At 45.5% G+C, this 15,225-nt stretch carries 12 protein-coding genes and 2 tRNA genes; all 14 read left to right on the top strand.

The features are described 5' to 3' along the window. Window positions 1–12: 12 nt before the first annotated feature. Entirely contained in the window at window positions 13–1,974 is a 1,962-nt protein-coding gene (ftsH, locus tag D3222_RS01905; protein WP_198672724.1) for an ATP-dependent zinc metalloprotease FtsH, read from the top strand. A gap of 84 nt (window positions 1,975–2,058) precedes the next feature. Further along, on the top strand, window positions 2,059–2,904 hold the full coding sequence (gene folP / locus D3222_RS01900; protein WP_118984602.1) for a dihydropteroate synthase: 846 nt from the start codon (window positions 2,059–2,061) through the stop codon (window positions 2,902–2,904). Then, the gene (glmM, locus tag D3222_RS01895; protein ID WP_118984601.1) at window positions 2,901–4,238 is read left to right on the top strand and encodes a phosphoglucosamine mutase; all 1,338 of its coding nucleotides are present in this window, start codon (window positions 2,901–2,903) and stop codon (window positions 4,236–4,238) included. Before folP ends, glmM begins: the two co-directional genes overlap by 4 nt. A gap of 176 nt (window positions 4,239–4,414) precedes the next feature. Continuing rightward, window positions 4,415–4,753 (top strand): preprotein translocase subunit SecG, encoded by a 339-nt coding sequence (secG, locus tag D3222_RS01890; protein WP_118984600.1) that lies wholly within the window; start codon window positions 4,415–4,417, stop codon window positions 4,751–4,753. A 57-nt stretch (window positions 4,754–4,810) separates the two neighbouring features. Further along, window positions 4,811–4,899, top strand: a tRNA-Leu gene (locus tag D3222_RS01885). Between the two features lie 58 nt (window positions 4,900–4,957). Beyond that, window positions 4,958–5,034, top strand: a tRNA-Met gene (locus D3222_RS01880). Window positions 5,035–5,245: 211 nt separating this feature from the next. Then, window positions 5,246–5,698, top strand: coding sequence for a ribosome maturation factor RimP (rimP, locus tag D3222_RS01875; protein ID WP_157975270.1), 453 nt, complete (start codon window positions 5,246–5,248; stop codon window positions 5,696–5,698). A 21-nt stretch (window positions 5,699–5,719) separates the two neighbouring features. After that, window positions 5,720–7,228 (top strand): transcription termination factor NusA, encoded by a 1,509-nt coding sequence (nusA, locus tag D3222_RS01870; RefSeq protein WP_118984598.1) that lies wholly within the window; start codon window positions 5,720–5,722, stop codon window positions 7,226–7,228. A gap of 24 nt (window positions 7,229–7,252) precedes the next feature. Then, a complete protein-coding gene (infB, locus tag D3222_RS01865) occupies window positions 7,253–9,982 on the top strand; it encodes a translation initiation factor IF-2 (protein WP_118984597.1) in 2,730 nt (909 codons plus the stop codon). A 65-nt stretch (window positions 9,983–10,047) separates the two neighbouring features. After that, a complete protein-coding gene (gene rbfA, locus D3222_RS01860; RefSeq protein ID WP_118984596.1) occupies window positions 10,048–10,458 on the top strand; it encodes a 30S ribosome-binding factor RbfA in 411 nt (136 codons plus the stop codon). Beyond that, complete coding sequence (gene truB / locus D3222_RS01855; RefSeq protein WP_118984595.1) at window positions 10,458–11,405, top strand: tRNA pseudouridine(55) synthase TruB; 948 nt, start codon at window positions 10,458–10,460, stop codon at window positions 11,403–11,405. The genes rbfA and truB overlap by 1 nt, the downstream gene beginning before the upstream one ends. Before the next feature lie 122 nt (window positions 11,406–11,527). Then, window positions 11,528–11,797, top strand: a complete 270-nt coding sequence (rpsO, locus tag D3222_RS01850; protein ID WP_015836102.1) for a 30S ribosomal protein S15 — start codon at window positions 11,528–11,530, stop codon at window positions 11,795–11,797. A gap of 246 nt (window positions 11,798–12,043) precedes the next feature. After that, window positions 12,044–14,173 carry a polyribonucleotide nucleotidyltransferase gene (pnp, locus tag D3222_RS01845; RefSeq protein ID WP_118984594.1) on the top strand — a complete coding sequence of 710 codons (2,130 nt, stop codon included), beginning with the start codon at window positions 12,044–12,046 and terminating at the stop codon, window positions 14,171–14,173. A 122-nt stretch (window positions 14,174–14,295) separates the two neighbouring features. After that, window positions 14,296–15,180, top strand: a complete 885-nt coding sequence (gene nlpI / locus D3222_RS01840) for a lipoprotein NlpI (protein WP_021323312.1) — start codon at window positions 14,296–14,298, stop codon at window positions 15,178–15,180. The last annotated feature ends 45 nt before the right edge of the window (window positions 15,181–15,225 follow it).

Below are 15,225 nucleotides of genomic sequence, written 5' to 3'. Positions count from 1 at the left end.
GAGGTTAATCCCTTGAGTGACATGGCGAAAAACCTGATTCTCTGGTTAGTTATCGCAGTTGTGCTGATGTCGTTATTCCAGAGTTTTGGTCCCAGCGATTCCAATAGTCGTAGGGTGGATTACTCTACCTTCATCAATGAATTAGCCCAGGATCAGGTGCGCGAAGTTCGTATCACAGGTCGTGAAATTAACGTTAGTAGGAAAGATAACAGCAGATACACCACTTACCTACCAGTACAGGATGAAAAACTGCTAGATACGTTACTGAATAAAAGCGTAAAAGTGGTTGGTGAACCCCCAGAGGAACCAAGTCTGCTAACTTCTATTTTCATTTCCTGGTTCCCGATGTTACTGCTTATTGGGGTCTGGATTTTCTTCATGCGTCAGATGCAGGGCGGCGGCGGTAAAGGGGCAATGTCTTTTGGTAAAAGTAAGGCCCGTATGCTGACAGAAGATCAGATTAAAACCACTTTTGCCGATGTTGCTGGTTGCGACGAAGCGAAAGAGGAAGTTGGTGAATTGGTGGAATATCTGCGAGAGCCAGGCCGCTTCCAGAAGTTGGGTGGAAAAATTCCGAAAGGTATTCTGATGGTTGGGCCTCCGGGTACGGGTAAGACTTTACTGGCAAAAGCAATTGCTGGTGAAGCGAAAGTGCCGTTCTTTACTATCTCTGGTTCTGACTTTGTTGAAATGTTTGTTGGTGTTGGTGCATCCCGTGTTCGTGATATGTTCGAACAGGCGAAGAAAGCAGCACCTTGTATCATCTTTATTGATGAGATTGATGCGGTGGGCCGTCAGCGTGGCGCTGGTTTAGGAGGGGGCCACGATGAACGTGAGCAGACTCTGAACCAGATGCTAGTTGAGATGGATGGTTTTGAAGGCAACGAAGGTATTATCGTTATTGCCGCGACTAACCGCCCCGACGTACTTGATCCTGCGTTGTTGCGTCCTGGTCGTTTTGACCGTCAGGTTGTTGTTGGTTTGCCAGACGTACGTGGCCGCGAGCAGATTCTGAAGGTTCATATGCGCCGGGTTCCCCTGGATACTGATGTTGATGCTTCTGTCATTGCTCGCGGTACTCCGGGATTCTCTGGTGCTGATTTGGCTAACCTAGTGAACGAAGCTGCTTTGTTTGCTGCCCGTGGTAACAGACGCGTAGTTTCTATGGTTGAATTCGAAAAAGCGAAAGACAAAATCATGATGGGCGCAGAACGCCGTTCCATGGTGATGACGGAAGAGCAAAAAGAATCAACTGCTTATCATGAAGCAGGCCATGCCATTATTGGCCGTCTGGTTCCTGAGCATGATCCTGTTCATAAAGTTACCATTATTCCGCGTGGTCGCGCTTTGGGTGTGACTTTTTTCCTACCGGAAGGGGATCAGATCAGCGCTAGCCGCCAGAAACTGGAAAGCCAGATCTCAACCTTATACGGGGGTCGTCTGGCAGAAGAGATTATTTATGGTCCAGACAGTGTTTCTACTGGCGCATCTAACGATATCAAAGTTGCAACATCAATAGCCCGTAACATGGTAACACAGTGGGGTTTCTCGGAAAAACTCGGCCCATTGCTCTATGCGGAGGAAGAAGGGGAAGTGTTCCTCGGGCGTTCAGTTGCAAAAGCTAAACATATGTCCGATGAAACTGCTCGTCTGATCGATCAGGAAGTTAAGGCAATTATTGACCATAACTATCAACGTGCCCGTCATATTCTGATGGATAACCTTGATATCCTGCATTCGATGAAAGATGCATTGATGAAGTACGAGACTATTGATGCACCTCAGATCGATGACTTAATGAATCGTACGAATGTGCGCCCGCCAGCAGGATGGGAAAGTGATAACGGCAGCAATAATAACAGTCGCCCAACAGGTAATACACCTCCTCCACAGACTGCAAAACCAACTGATGATATCAATACATTGGCGCAAGGTGGTGAGCAAGTAGGGCCGTCAGGAAATAAAGATCAGTAATTGTTCCATTGTTTCGTAGTCTGATTGATATATTCATGAAACCCCAGGTAAGTCCTGGGGTTTTGACATTGAAGGTAGTCCAACATGAAACTCAGAGCCAGAGATAATGTTCTCGATCTTGCACGTCCACAAATAATGGGTATTTTGAATGTGACTCCAGATTCATTTTCTGATGGTGGGGCTCATAATACTCTGGATATGGCCTTACGACATGCTGAAAAGATGATTAATGAAGGAGCTGCGATCATTGATATCGGTGGGGAATCTACCCGTCCGGGAGCTGATGAAGTCAGTGAACAAGAAGAAGTGGATCGTGTTGTTCCGGTTATTGAGGCTTTAGCTCAACGATTTAATATCTGGATTTCTGTTGATACCTCGAAAGCATTGGTGATAAGTGAGTCAGCAAAAGCTGGCGCCCATTTAATTAATGATATTCGTGCATTGCAAGAGCCTGGTGTTTTGGAAAGCGTAGCTAAATCTGGTTTGCCCGTTTGCTTGATGCATATGAAAGGCCAGCCGAGGACGATGCAGGATGCACCGCATTATGAAAATTTGTTAGGTGAAGTGAAACAATTTTTTACTGAACAAATTGAACGTTGTATGGTGGCAGGGATAACAAAAGATAAACTTGTTCTTGATCCTGGCTTCGGGTTTGGCAAGAACTTGATGCATAATTATCAGTTACTAGCACATTTAAACCAATTTCATCAATTTGGTTTACCTGTGCTGGCAGGAATGTCACGTAAATCCATGATAGGTCAGTTGCTTCATGTGCCGCCACAAGAAAGGGTTGCCGGGAGTGTGGCTTGCGCTGTTATCGCAGCTATGCAAGGAGCGCAAATTATCCGGGTGCATGATGTCAAAGAAACCGTGCAGGCAATGCAAATTGTCGGAGCAACACTTTCAGCAAAGGAAGAAAAGAAATTATGAGTAACCGCAAATACTTTGGTACCGATGGTATTCGTGGCAAAGTGGGCGATAGCCCAATTACGCCAGATTTTGTGTTAAAGCTTGGCTGGGCTGCGGGTAAGGTACTGGCTCGTCATGGTTCTCGTAAGATCATTATCGGTAAGGATACCCGTATTTCTGGTTATATGCTGGAATCTTCTTTAGAAGCAGGTTTAGCTGCGGCTGGTTTATCTGCTTCGTTCACTGGTCCTATGCCAACACCTGCTGTTGCTTATCTGACCCGAACTTTCCGTGCTGAAGCTGGAATTGTTATCTCTGCTTCTCATAATCCTTATTATGATAACGGTATTAAATTCTTCTCTATTGATGGTACGAAATTGCCGGATGATGTGGAAGAAGCGATTGAGGCTGAAATGGAAAAGCCACTGACTTGTGTGGAATCCGCAGAGTTGGGACGCGCAAATCGTATTGTTGATGCTGCTGGTCGTTATATCGAATTCTGTAAAGGTACATTTCCAAGTGAGCAAAGTCTTAATGGCTTGAAAATTGTACTTGATTGCGCTAACGGTGCGACTTACCACATTGCTCCAAATGTACTCAGAGAACTAGGGGCTGATGTTGTGACGATTGGTTGTGAACCAAACGGTATCAATATTAATGAAAAGTGTGGTGCTACCGATGTTCGTTTGTTGCAGCAACGTGTTGTAGAAGAGAAAGTAGATGTTGGTTTGGCATTCGATGGTGATGGTGATCGCGTTATTATGGTTGACCATTTGGGGCAGAAAGTTGATGGCGACCAGATCCTTTATATCATTGCCCGTGAAGCACTGAGACAAGGGCAACTGCGTGGTGGCGTTGTTGGTACATTGATGAGTAATATGGGATTGGAATTAGCATTGAAGCAGCTTGGTATCCCATTTTTGCGTGCTAAAGTGGGTGACCGTTATGTGCTGGAAAAATTGCAGGAAGAAGGCTGGCGTTTAGGGGCCGAAAACTCTGGTCATGTTATTTTACTGGATAAAACAACTACGGGTGATGGCATTGTTGCTGGCCTTCAGATTCTGAGTGCTATGGTACGTAACCATATGAGTTTGCACGATCTGTGTAGTGGTATGAAACTTTTGCCGCAGGTGCTGGTAAATGTTCGTTTCTCCGGTTCACACGATCCACTTAAATCGGAAAGTGTAATTAATACTACTAAATCTGTTGAAGCTGAATTAAATGGCCGTGGACGGGTATTGTTACGTAAATCTGGTACTGAGCCATTGATTCGTGTCATGGTAGAGGGTGAAGATGATGTACAAGTCACTGCTTTGGCCCATCGTATTGCTGATGCAGTGAAATACGCTGGTTAATTTGTTGTTTTTTTCTTCAAGTGATTCTGATTATTGAAATTAACCTTGCGTATCAGATGTGGTTTGGTTAGTATTCAGACCCGCTCAGTCAGGTGATTAGCCTGTTTGAGTAGGTAGTGCGGTATAAGGTAACCATGTAAATCGTGGTAAACCCCACAAGGACATAGGTACGACATATGAATGAAGCTCTTTTAGTTGTTTTCTTGCTGGTTGCTATCGGGCTGATTGCCTTGGTTATGCTGCAGCAGGGTAAAGGTGCTGATATGGGTGCTTCCTTTGGTGCGGGTGCCTCTGCAACGCTGTTTGGTTCATCGGGCTCTGGTAACTTTATGACCCGTATGACTGCGCTTTTTGCTACTCTGTTTTTCATTATTAGTTTGGTGCTTGGCAATATGACGAGTAACCAGACTGGTACAAGCAGTAAATGGGAAAACATTGGCGAGCCGGCTAAAGTCGAGAAGTCAACGGAGATTCCGGCGGTGCCAGCAGCACCAAATAGTGATATTCCGCAGTAATCGTCACAAGAAAGAATTAAGATGAGGTTGTTTAATTAACGATAACCTCATAGTAGTGCCGAGGTGGTGAAATTGGTAGACACGCTACCTTGAGGTGGTAGTGCCCACACTAGGGCTTACGGGTTCAAGTCCCGTCCTCGGTACCATTATTCGGATAGCTTGCGTTTTGGCAGTTATCGGCGTAATATTTGCCACGTTTTCGAACGCGGGATGGAGCAGCATGGTAGCTCGTCGGGCTCATAACCCGAAGGTCGTCGGTTCAAATCCGGCTCCCGCAACCACTTCTTAAATTAAGATGCACCTTTTTGAGCGAAATAATTCAGCAATATTTGAAATATTGATTCTGAGTTAAAGGGGCATGAAGTGAGTGGTTGAAGCCACTGGCAGCAAATAGGGTCCAGTTGCATAAAGCCCCGAATTTCGGGGTTTTTTGTTATTTGACAACAGAACTACTGGGCTAATTAGCCCTTTTTTTATGTCTTGGGGGTGGGCTTGTCCACATTAGAGCAAAAATTAACAGCGATGATTTCAGCACCAGTTGAAGCTTTAGGCTTTGAATTAGTCGGCTTGGAGTTTATTCGTGCACGTGTTTCTACACTGCGGATTTATATTGATAGTGAAAATGGTATCACTGTTGATGATTGTGCTGATGTTAGCCACCAGGTCAGTGCGGTATTGGATGTCGAAGATCCTATCTCAGTGCTTTATAACCTGGAAATTTCTTCGCCTGGCTTAGAGCGTCCATTGTTCATGGCTGAACATTACCAGCGTTTTATTGGTGAGGAAGTCAGTCTGGTTTTACGTATAGCAATGCAAAACCGTCGGAAATGGCTGGGCATTATCAAAACTGTCGACGGCGAAATGATCACGGTTACGGTGGATGGAAAAGATGAAGTGTTCGCACTGAGCAACATCCAGAAAGCGAACCTGGTACCCCACTTTTAAAGTTCGGATGAGGCAACTAGGATGAATAAAGAAATTCTGGCTGTTGTGGAAGCGGTTTCCAACGAAAAATCCCTTCCACGCGAAAAGATCTTCGAGGCGCTGGAAACAGCATTGGCCACAGCCACCAAGAAAAAATATGAACAAGAGATTGATGTTCGTGTCAGCATTGACCGTAAATCTGGTGATTTTGACACTTTCCGTCGTTGGTTAGTTGTTGAAGAAGTGACTCAGCCAACTCGTGAAATTACGCTGGATGCGGCTAGATTTGAAGAGCCTGAAATCGATGTGGGTAGCTATACCGAAGATCAAATTGAATCAGTAACATTTGATCGTATTACAACGCAAACCGCTAAACAGGTTATTGTACAGAAAGTACGTGAGGCTGAGCGCGCTATGGTTGTTGACCAGTTCCGCGAACAGCAAGGTGAGATCATCACCAGTGTGGTTAAGAAAGTCAATCGTGAGAATATCACTCTTGATTTAGGCAATAATGCTGAAGCAGTTATCCTTCGCGAAGACATGTTACCAAGGGAAAATTTCCGCCCAGGTGACCGCGTGCGTGGTGTACTGTATGATGTTCGCCCTGAAGCACGAGGTGCGCAACTGTTTGTCAGTCGTTCCCGCCCGGAAATGCTGGTTGAACTGTTCCGCATTGAGGTTCCGGAAATTGGTGAGGAGCTAATTGAAATTAAAGCTGCTGCCCGCGATCCGGGATCTCGCGCTAAGATTGCAGTAAAAACGAATGACAAGCGTATCGATCCGGTAGGTGCTTGCGTTGGCATGCGTGGTGCACGAGTACAGGCTGTTTCCAGTGAACTGGGCGGCGAACGAATTGATATCGTACTGTGGGATGATAATCCTGCTCAGTTTGTCATTAATGCTATGGCTCCGGCTGATGTTGCATCTATTGTTGTCGACGAAGACAAGTGTACGATGGATGTTGCCGTTGAAAGCAACAACTTAGCACAGGCTATCGGCCGTAATGGTCAAAATGTGCGCTTGGCTGCGCAGTTGTTGAAAAAACACCGTGGTGATGACAAATGGGAATTAAATGTCATGACTGCTGAAGAGCTACAAGCAAAACATCAGGCAGAAGCTCATGCTTCTATTGATACATTCACTAAGCATCTCGATATTGATGAAGAATTCGCTACTGTTCTGGTCGAAGAAGGGTTCTCAACTCTGGAAGAATTGGCCTATGTACCAATTAAGGAACTTCTGGAAATTGAAGGCCTTGATGAGGAAACTATCGAAGTCCTGCGTGAACGTGCGAAAGCTGCTTTAACTACTCTGGAACTGGCTCAGAAAGAAAGCCTCAGTGATAAACAACCAACTGAAGAGTTGTTAAATCTGACTGGTATGAACCGTACTCTGGCATTTGACCTGGCTGCCCGTGGCATCTGTACGCTGGAAGATCTTGCCGAGCAGGGTATCGACGACCTATCTGATATTGAAGGTTTGAATGATGAGAAAACAGGCGAGCTCATCATGGCTGCCCGAAATATCTGTTGGTTTGGCGATGATGCGTAATAAACCGTAGCAGGAAGGAACAGCATGACAGATGTAACCGTAAAATCACTGGCAGAAGAGATACAGACTTCGGTTGATCGCCTGGTACAGCAATTTGCTGATGCAGGGATTAAAAAAACCGAAACTGATTTTGTCTCCCAGAAAGAAAAAGAAGCTTTACTGGCACATTTGAACCGCGAACAAGGTGGTTCAGCTGGTAAACCCGATAAATTAACATTGCAGCGTAAGACACGTAGTACGCTGAATGTTTCAGGCACCGATGGTAAAAGCAAACCGGTAGCCGTTGAGGTCCGCAAAAAGCGTACATATGTGAACCGTGATGCCGTTGAACAGGCTAAAGCGGAAGAGCAGGCGAAGCGTGAAGCGGAAGAGCAAGCACGGCGCGAAGCAGAAGAAAAAGTGCAACGCGAAGCCGAAGCAGCAGCGAAGAAACTCGCTGAAGAGCAGGCTAAACGTGAGGCAGAAGAAAAAGCCAAACGTGAAGCAGCTGATAAAGCTAAGCGCCAGGCAGCGGAAAATGAAAAAGTGACCAATCAACATACCGAACATAAACAGAAACCAGCCCAGACTAATAAAACAGCTCAAAGTGAAAAAGCACGTCGTGAAGCAGAAGCTGCCGATCTTAAGCGTAAAGCAGAAGAAGAGATGCGTCGTAAGGTAGAGGAAGAAGCTAAACGCGTTGCTGAGGAAGCTCGTCGTATGGCTGAAGAGAATCAGGATAAGTGGTCAAGTGATTCAGATTCCATTGATAGCGACGATTATCATGTCACTACCTCCCGTCATGCCCGTGCAGCGGAAGACGAAAATGATGCTAAAGTTGAAGGTGATCGTCGAGCCCGCAGTCGTAGTGGTAAGGCTACTCGCCAGAAGAAAAATAATAAACATTCTGAATCTAAAGCAGATCGTGAAGAAGCCCGTGCAGTTGGTCGTACAAAAGGTAAGCAACGTAAAACCAGTACATTGCAGCAAAGTTTCAATAAGCCTGTAGCTGCTGTTAACCGTGATGTTGTGATCGGTGAAACTATTACTGTTGCTGAATTGGCGAATAAAATGGCTGTCAAAGGTTCTCAGGTCATCAAAGCCATGATGAAAATGGGTGCAATGGCAACCATCAACCAGGTGATTGATCAGGAAACTGCACAGCTGGTTGCTGAAGAAATGGGTCATAAAGTTATCCTGCGTCGTGAGAATGAACTGGAAGAAGCGCTGATGAGCGACCGCGATACAGGTGAAGCTGTTGCTGAGTCGCGTGCGCCGGTTGTGACTATCATGGGTCACGTTGACCACGGTAAAACTTCTCTGCTGGATTACATTCGTTCTACGAAAGTTGCTTCTGGTGAGGCGGGTGGTATTACCCAGCATATCGGTGCTTACCATGTTGAAACTGAAAGTGGCATGATTACTTTCCTGGATACCCCAGGGCATGCTGCATTTACTTCAATGCGCGCACGCGGTGCAAAAGCTACCGACATCGTGGTCCTGGTTGTTGCTGCTGATGATGGTGTGATGCCTCAGACTATCGAAGCTATTCAGCATGCAAAAGCAGCGAATGTGCCTGTAGTTGTTGCGGTTAACAAGATCGACAAACCAGAAGCTGATCCGGATCGCGTAAAGAGTGAGCTTTCTCAGCACGGTATTCAGCCTGAAGAGTGGGGTGGTGAAACTCAGTTTATCAATGTATCTGCTAAAGCGGGTATTGGTATCGATGAATTGCTGGACGCAATCTTACTTCAAGCTGAAGTTCTTGAACTAAAAGCAGTCCGTTCTGGTATGGCAAGCGGCGTTGTTATCGAATCATTCTTGGATAAAGGTCGTGGCCCGGTTGCGACAGTGTTGGTTCAGGAAGGTACTTTGAACAAAGGTGATATCGTACTTTGTGGCTTTGAATATGGACGAGTTCGTGCAATGCGTGACGAGCTAGGCCGTGAAGTGTTCTCTGCGGGGCCATCTATTCCAGTGGAAATCCTTGGCCTATCCAACGTACCGGCGGCTGGTGATGAAGCAACTGTTGTACGTGATGAGAAGAAAGCTCGTGAAGTTGCTCTGTATCGTCAGGGTAAATTCCGTGAGGTCAAATTGGCTCGTCAGCAGAAATCTAAACTGGAAAACATGTTTGCTAACATGGAAGAAGGCGAAGTTTCTGAATTGAATATTGTTCTGAAATCTGACGTTCAAGGGTCATGTGAAGCGATCCGCGAAGCATTGGAACAATTGTCTACCAATGAAGTGAAAGTGAAAATCATCGGCTCTGGCGTGGGTGGTATTACTGAAACTGACGCTACATTGGCTGCTGCTTCTAATGCAATCATTCTGGGTTTCAACGTTCGTGCCGATGCTTCTGCACGCCGGGTTGTTGAAAATGAAAGCCTGGATCTGCGTTATTACTCCGTTATCTATAGCCTGATTGATGAAGTTAAACAGGCAATGAGTGGTATGCTGGCACCTGAATATAAACAGCAGATCATGGGCCTTGCAGAAGTTCGTGATGTGTTTAAGTCACCGAAATTCGGTGCGATTGCAGGTTGTATGGTGACTGAAGGGACCATTAAGCGAAATAACCCAATCCGCGTACTGCGTGATAACGTAGTGATTTACGAAGGTGAACTGGAATCCCTGCGCCGCTTTAAAGATGACGTTAACGAAGTCCGTAACGGTATGGAATGTGGTATCGGCGTTAAGAACTACAACGACGTTCGCGTCGGAGATATGATAGAAGTGTTTGAAATTATTGAAATTAAACGTTCTATCGCTTAATTCCTACCGCTGGTTAATTTCATTGTTGGGGGGCTTATGCCCCCCAAATGTCAGGAGATATAGCAATGGCAAGAGAATTCAGCCGAACTCAGCGCGTTGCACAGGAAATGCAAAAAGAGATTGCCATCATTTTACAGAGAGAAGTAAAAGATCCTCGGATTGGTATGGCAACTGTTTCTGGTGTTGAAGTTTCCCGTGATTTGGCTTACGCCAAAGTATTTGTTACCTTTCTGAATGTGTTGACTGAAGAACATGATTCCGATGTGGTGAAAAAAGGTATTAAGGCATTGAATGAAGCTTCTGGTTTTATTCGTTCTCTGTTGGGTAAAGCAATGCGTTTGCGTGTCGTACCAGAACTGACTTTCTCCTATGATAATTCCCTGGTAGAGGGGATGCGGATGTCCAATCTGGTCACTAATGTCGTGAAGAATGATGAACAGCGCCGGGTTTCTGTGGATCACAAAGAGGAGAAGTAATGGGGCGTCGTCGTCGCGGTCGTGATATACATGGCGTGTTGTTACTGGATAAGCCGCAGGATATTTCTTCTAATGATGCGTTGCAAAAAGTAAAACGTATTTTCAACGCCAACAAAGCTGGTCACACTGGTGCGTTGGATCCACTGGCAACGGGTATGCTACCGGTTTGCTTGGGTGAAGCGACGAAGTTTTCCCAGTTTTTACTGGATTCTGACAAGCGTTATCGGGTGATAGCCCGTCTTGGTCAGCGAACTGACACATCTGATTCACACGGGCAGATCATTAGTGAAAGAGCAATCCGGATAAATCAGGCTCAGCTTAATGAAGCTTTGGATAAATTCCGTGGTGATACCATGCAAATTCCTTCCATGTATTCTGCACTGAAACATCAGGGAAAGCCATTGTATGAGTATGCTCGTCAGGGGATTGAGGTAGAACGCGAAGCACGGCCAATTACAGTCTATGAATTACAGTTTATCCGTTGGGAAGATGATGAACTGGAATTGGAAATATACTGTTCGAAAGGAACTTATATTCGCACTATTATTGATGACTTAGGTGAATTATTAGGCTGTGGTGCTCATGTTATTTATTTAAGACGTTTACAGGTAGCGAATTATCCAAATGATCGCATGGTGACATTTGAGCAATTATATGAATTGCAAAAGCAGGCCAAAGCTCAGGAAATACCTGTGGGCGAATTAATTGATTCATTACTATTACCAATGGATAGCGCAATTGCTCATTTCCCAGAGGTTAATTTGATTCCAGTAGTTGCGGCTTATTTTAAACAAGGCCAGGCGGTGCGCAGTGCTAAATCCCCAGCTCTAGTTGAAAGTATGGTACGTGTAACTGAAGGTGATGAACGGAAATTCATTGGCATTGCTGTTATCAATGATGATGGGCTTGTTGCTCCTCGCCGTTTAGTCGTTGAAAGCCGGGATTAGGGTATTTGGGGCTATCTTGCGCTTAACTTATTTGCAGCGTAGAATGGCGCAGCTATATGTTGGGTGGCTGAATTAGAGATCGGCACCCGTAATTTTAATTTATGTATTTTTGGAGTTGTAATATGTCTCTAAGTACTGAAGCAAAAGCGCAAATTATTGCTGAATTTGGTCGTGATGCGAATGACAGTGGTTCTAGTGAAGTGCAGATTGCTTTGCTGACTGCGCAGATTAACCACCTGCAAGGCCATTTTTCAGAGCACAAAAAAGATCACCATAGCCGTCGTGGTCTGCTGCGCATGGTTTCTCAGCGTCGTAAATTGCTGGACTATCTGAAGCGTAAAAATGTAACAAGTTACACTGCGCTGATTGGGCGTCTTGGCTTACGTCGCTAATCAAGCAAGTTTCAGTGGAAAGGGGCCATATATGGCCCCTTTTCTTCTGAGAAGTCATCATACGTAACAGCATAAGAATGCTGATGATGATTTTTGGGTAAGGCTCTTCGGTTACAGAGGTTCGCGCGGCTAATGAGAGTGCTTAAAGGAGTGAGAGCTGTCATTAGTCGCGAGGATGTGGCATGAAGAGATCATTCATTGTTGTCTGCTGAATATAAAAGACAACGTTAACGAAAGGATATTATTTTGCTGAATCCGATTGTTCGTAAATTTCAATATGGTCAACATACCGTTACTATCGAAACGGGTATGATGGCTCGTCAGGCCACGGCTGCTGTCATGGTCAATATGGATGACACTGCTGTATTCGTAACTGTTGTTGGTCAGAAAAAAGTAAAAGCTGGTCAGGATTTCTTCCCGCTGACTGTTAACTATCAGGAGCGTACTTACGCCGCAGGCCGTATCCCAGGCAGCTTCTTCCGTCGTGAAGGCCGCCCAGGAGAAGGCGAAACGTTGGTGGCACGTTTGATTGATCGCCCTCTGCGTCCTCTGTTTCCGGAAGGTTTCCTAAATGAAGTTCAGATTGTAGCGACTGTGGTTTCTGTCAATCCACAAATTAACCCGGATATCGTTGCAATGATTGGCGCTTCTGCTGCGCTGGCATTGTCTGGTATTCCATTCAATGGCCCGATTGGCGCTGCCCGCGTTGGTTATATTAATGATCAATACGTACTGAACCCAACCAGCGATGAACTGAAAAACAGCAGTTTGGATCTGGTGGTTTCAGGTACTGCCGGTGCTGTTTTGATGGTGGAATCTGAAGCAGATCTGCTGACTGAAGAGCAAATGCTGGGTGCGGTAGTGTTCGGCCATGATCAACAACAAGTGGTTATTGATAACATTAATGCGTTGGCTGCGGAAGCAGGCAAAGAGAAATGGGATTGGGTGCCAGAACCTGTTAACCAGGCGTTGCATGATCGTGTAGCTGAATTGGCAGAAAGCCGTCTGGGTGATGCTTACCGTATCACTGAGAAACAGGAGCGTTATGCTCAGGTTAATGCTATCAAAGATGAAGTTACAGCTGCGCTGTTGGAACAGGATGAAGCTTTGGAAGAAGCGGAAATCCATGAAATTCTGGGCAGCTTAGAGAAAAATGTTGTTCGTAGCCGTGTACTGCGCGGTGAACCACGTATTGATGGCCGCGAAAAAGATATGGTTCGTGCGTTGGACGTACGTACTGGTATTCTGCCCCGTACTCACGGTTCCGCGTTGTTTACCCGCGGTGAAACTCAGGCTCTGGTTACTGCGACTCTGGGTACAGAACGTGATGCACAGATCATTGATGAGCTGATGGGCGAACGTACAGATCGCTTCTTGCTGCACTATAATTTCCCTCCATATTCTGTTGGCGAAACAGGTATGATGGGTTCACCAAAGCGTCGTGAAATTGGTCATGGCCGTTTGGCTAAACGTGGTGTATTGGCAGTTATGCCAAAAGCTAACGAGTTCCCATACACAGTTCGTGTAGTTTCTGAAATTACAGAATCTAACGGTTCATCTTCAATGGCATCTGTCTGTGGAGCATCTCTTGCGTTGATGGATGCAGGTGTGCCAATTAAGGCCGCTGTTGCTGGTATTGCAATGGGTCTGGTGAAACAAGGTGATAACTTTGTTGTTCTGTCTGATATTCTGGGTGACGAAGATCATCTGGGTGACATGGACTTTAAAGTAGCGGGTAGCTGTGAAGGTATCAGTGCGCTGCAAATGGATATCAAAATTGAAGGTATCACCCGTGAAATTATGCAAGTTGCGTTGAATCAGGCAAAAGGTGCGCGTTTGCATATTCTGAGCGTGATGGAGCAGGCAATTACCACTCCACGTGATGATATTTCTCAATTTGCACCACGCATTCATACTATCAAGATCAACCCGGACAAGATCAAAGATGTTATCGGTAAAGGTGGTTCGGTTATCCGTGCACTGACTGAAGAGACCGGTACTACCATTGAGATCGAAGATGATGGCACGGTGAAAATTGCTGCAACTGATGGCGAAAAAGCAAAACATGCAATCAGTCGTATTGAAGAAATTACCGCCGAGATCGAAGTTGGCCGTATTTACGCCGGTAAGGTAACCCGTATCGTTGATTTCGGCGCATTTGTTGCTATCGGTGGTGGTAAAGAAGGTCTGGTACATATTTCGCAGATTGCTGATAAGCGCGTTGAGAAAGTGGCTGACTATTTGCAGGTTGGTCAGGAAGTACCAGTTAAAGTACTGGAAATTGATCGCCAGGGTCGTGTTCGCCTGAGCATCAAAGAAGCGACAGCCGGCACAGCTGTTGAGGAAGCATCACCAGCACCACAATCAGCAGAATAAATTTGATGTCATAAACGGTGTCTTGTAAAAAAGCGCCGTTTAACAGACTCAGGGCAGGAGGCCCAATAAATGCAATAGGTGATAGGGCATTCTTAATCAATGTCTGACTTTGGGAGTAGGAAATGAATTTTTTTCTGCGCTGGTGTTATGCTGTAGCAATACTTATTTTGGCAGGATGCAGCAGCAAGGATTGGCGTAAAAACGAAGTTTTTGCTATTCCATTACAACCTTCATTGCAGCAGGAAGTTATTCTGGCCCGTATGGAACAGATTCTTGCGAGTCGATCATTGACAGAAGATGAGTACGCACAGCTTTTATATGAGAGGGGTGTGCTGTATGATAGTCTCGGGCTGAGAGCCTTGGCACGGAATGATTTTTCTATTGCCTTGTCTATTCGGCCTAATATTCCAGAGATTTTTAATTATCTGGGGATTTACTTTACGCAGGCTGGCAATTTTGATGCCGCCTATGAAGCGTTTGATTCTGTATTAGAGCTTGATCCAACTTACAATTACGCGCGTCTGAACCGCGGCATCGCGTTGTATTACGGTGGCCGGTATAAGTTAGCGCAGGATGATCTGCAGGCGTTTTATCAAGACGATCCAAATGATCCCTTCCGTTCGTTGTGGTTATACCTGGTGGAAAAAGAATTTTATCCTAAAGGAGCGATGGTAAACTTGTCGCAACATTACGAAAGAGCGAACCGGGGGCAATGGGGCTGGAATATAGTTGAATTCTATTTAGGCAAAATCAGTGAATATACATTGATGGATCGCCTGAAAGAGAATGCAACGGATAACACTTCGCTCGCTGAGCATCTCAGTGAAACTGACTTCTATTTAGGTAAACATTACCTAAGTCTGGGGGACAAGGATAGCGCATCTGCGTTATTCAAGCTGACGGTGGCTAACAATGCACATAACTTTGTTGAGCACCGCTATGCATTGTTGGAATTGGCGCTGTTAGGCCAGGAACAAGACGACCTATCAGAATCGGACCAGCAATAGCTGACGAACATTTCGAGATCGATTTGTAAAGTCCATCATCTTGAC

The sequence above is a fragment of the Photorhabdus sp. CRCIA-P01 genome, assembly GCF_003545805.1.
GTDB lineage: Bacteria > Pseudomonadota > Gammaproteobacteria > Enterobacterales > Enterobacteriaceae > Photorhabdus > Photorhabdus antumapuensis.
Note: the sequence above shows the minus strand (reverse complement) of the source record. Positions and strands in the feature narration are given on the sequence as shown.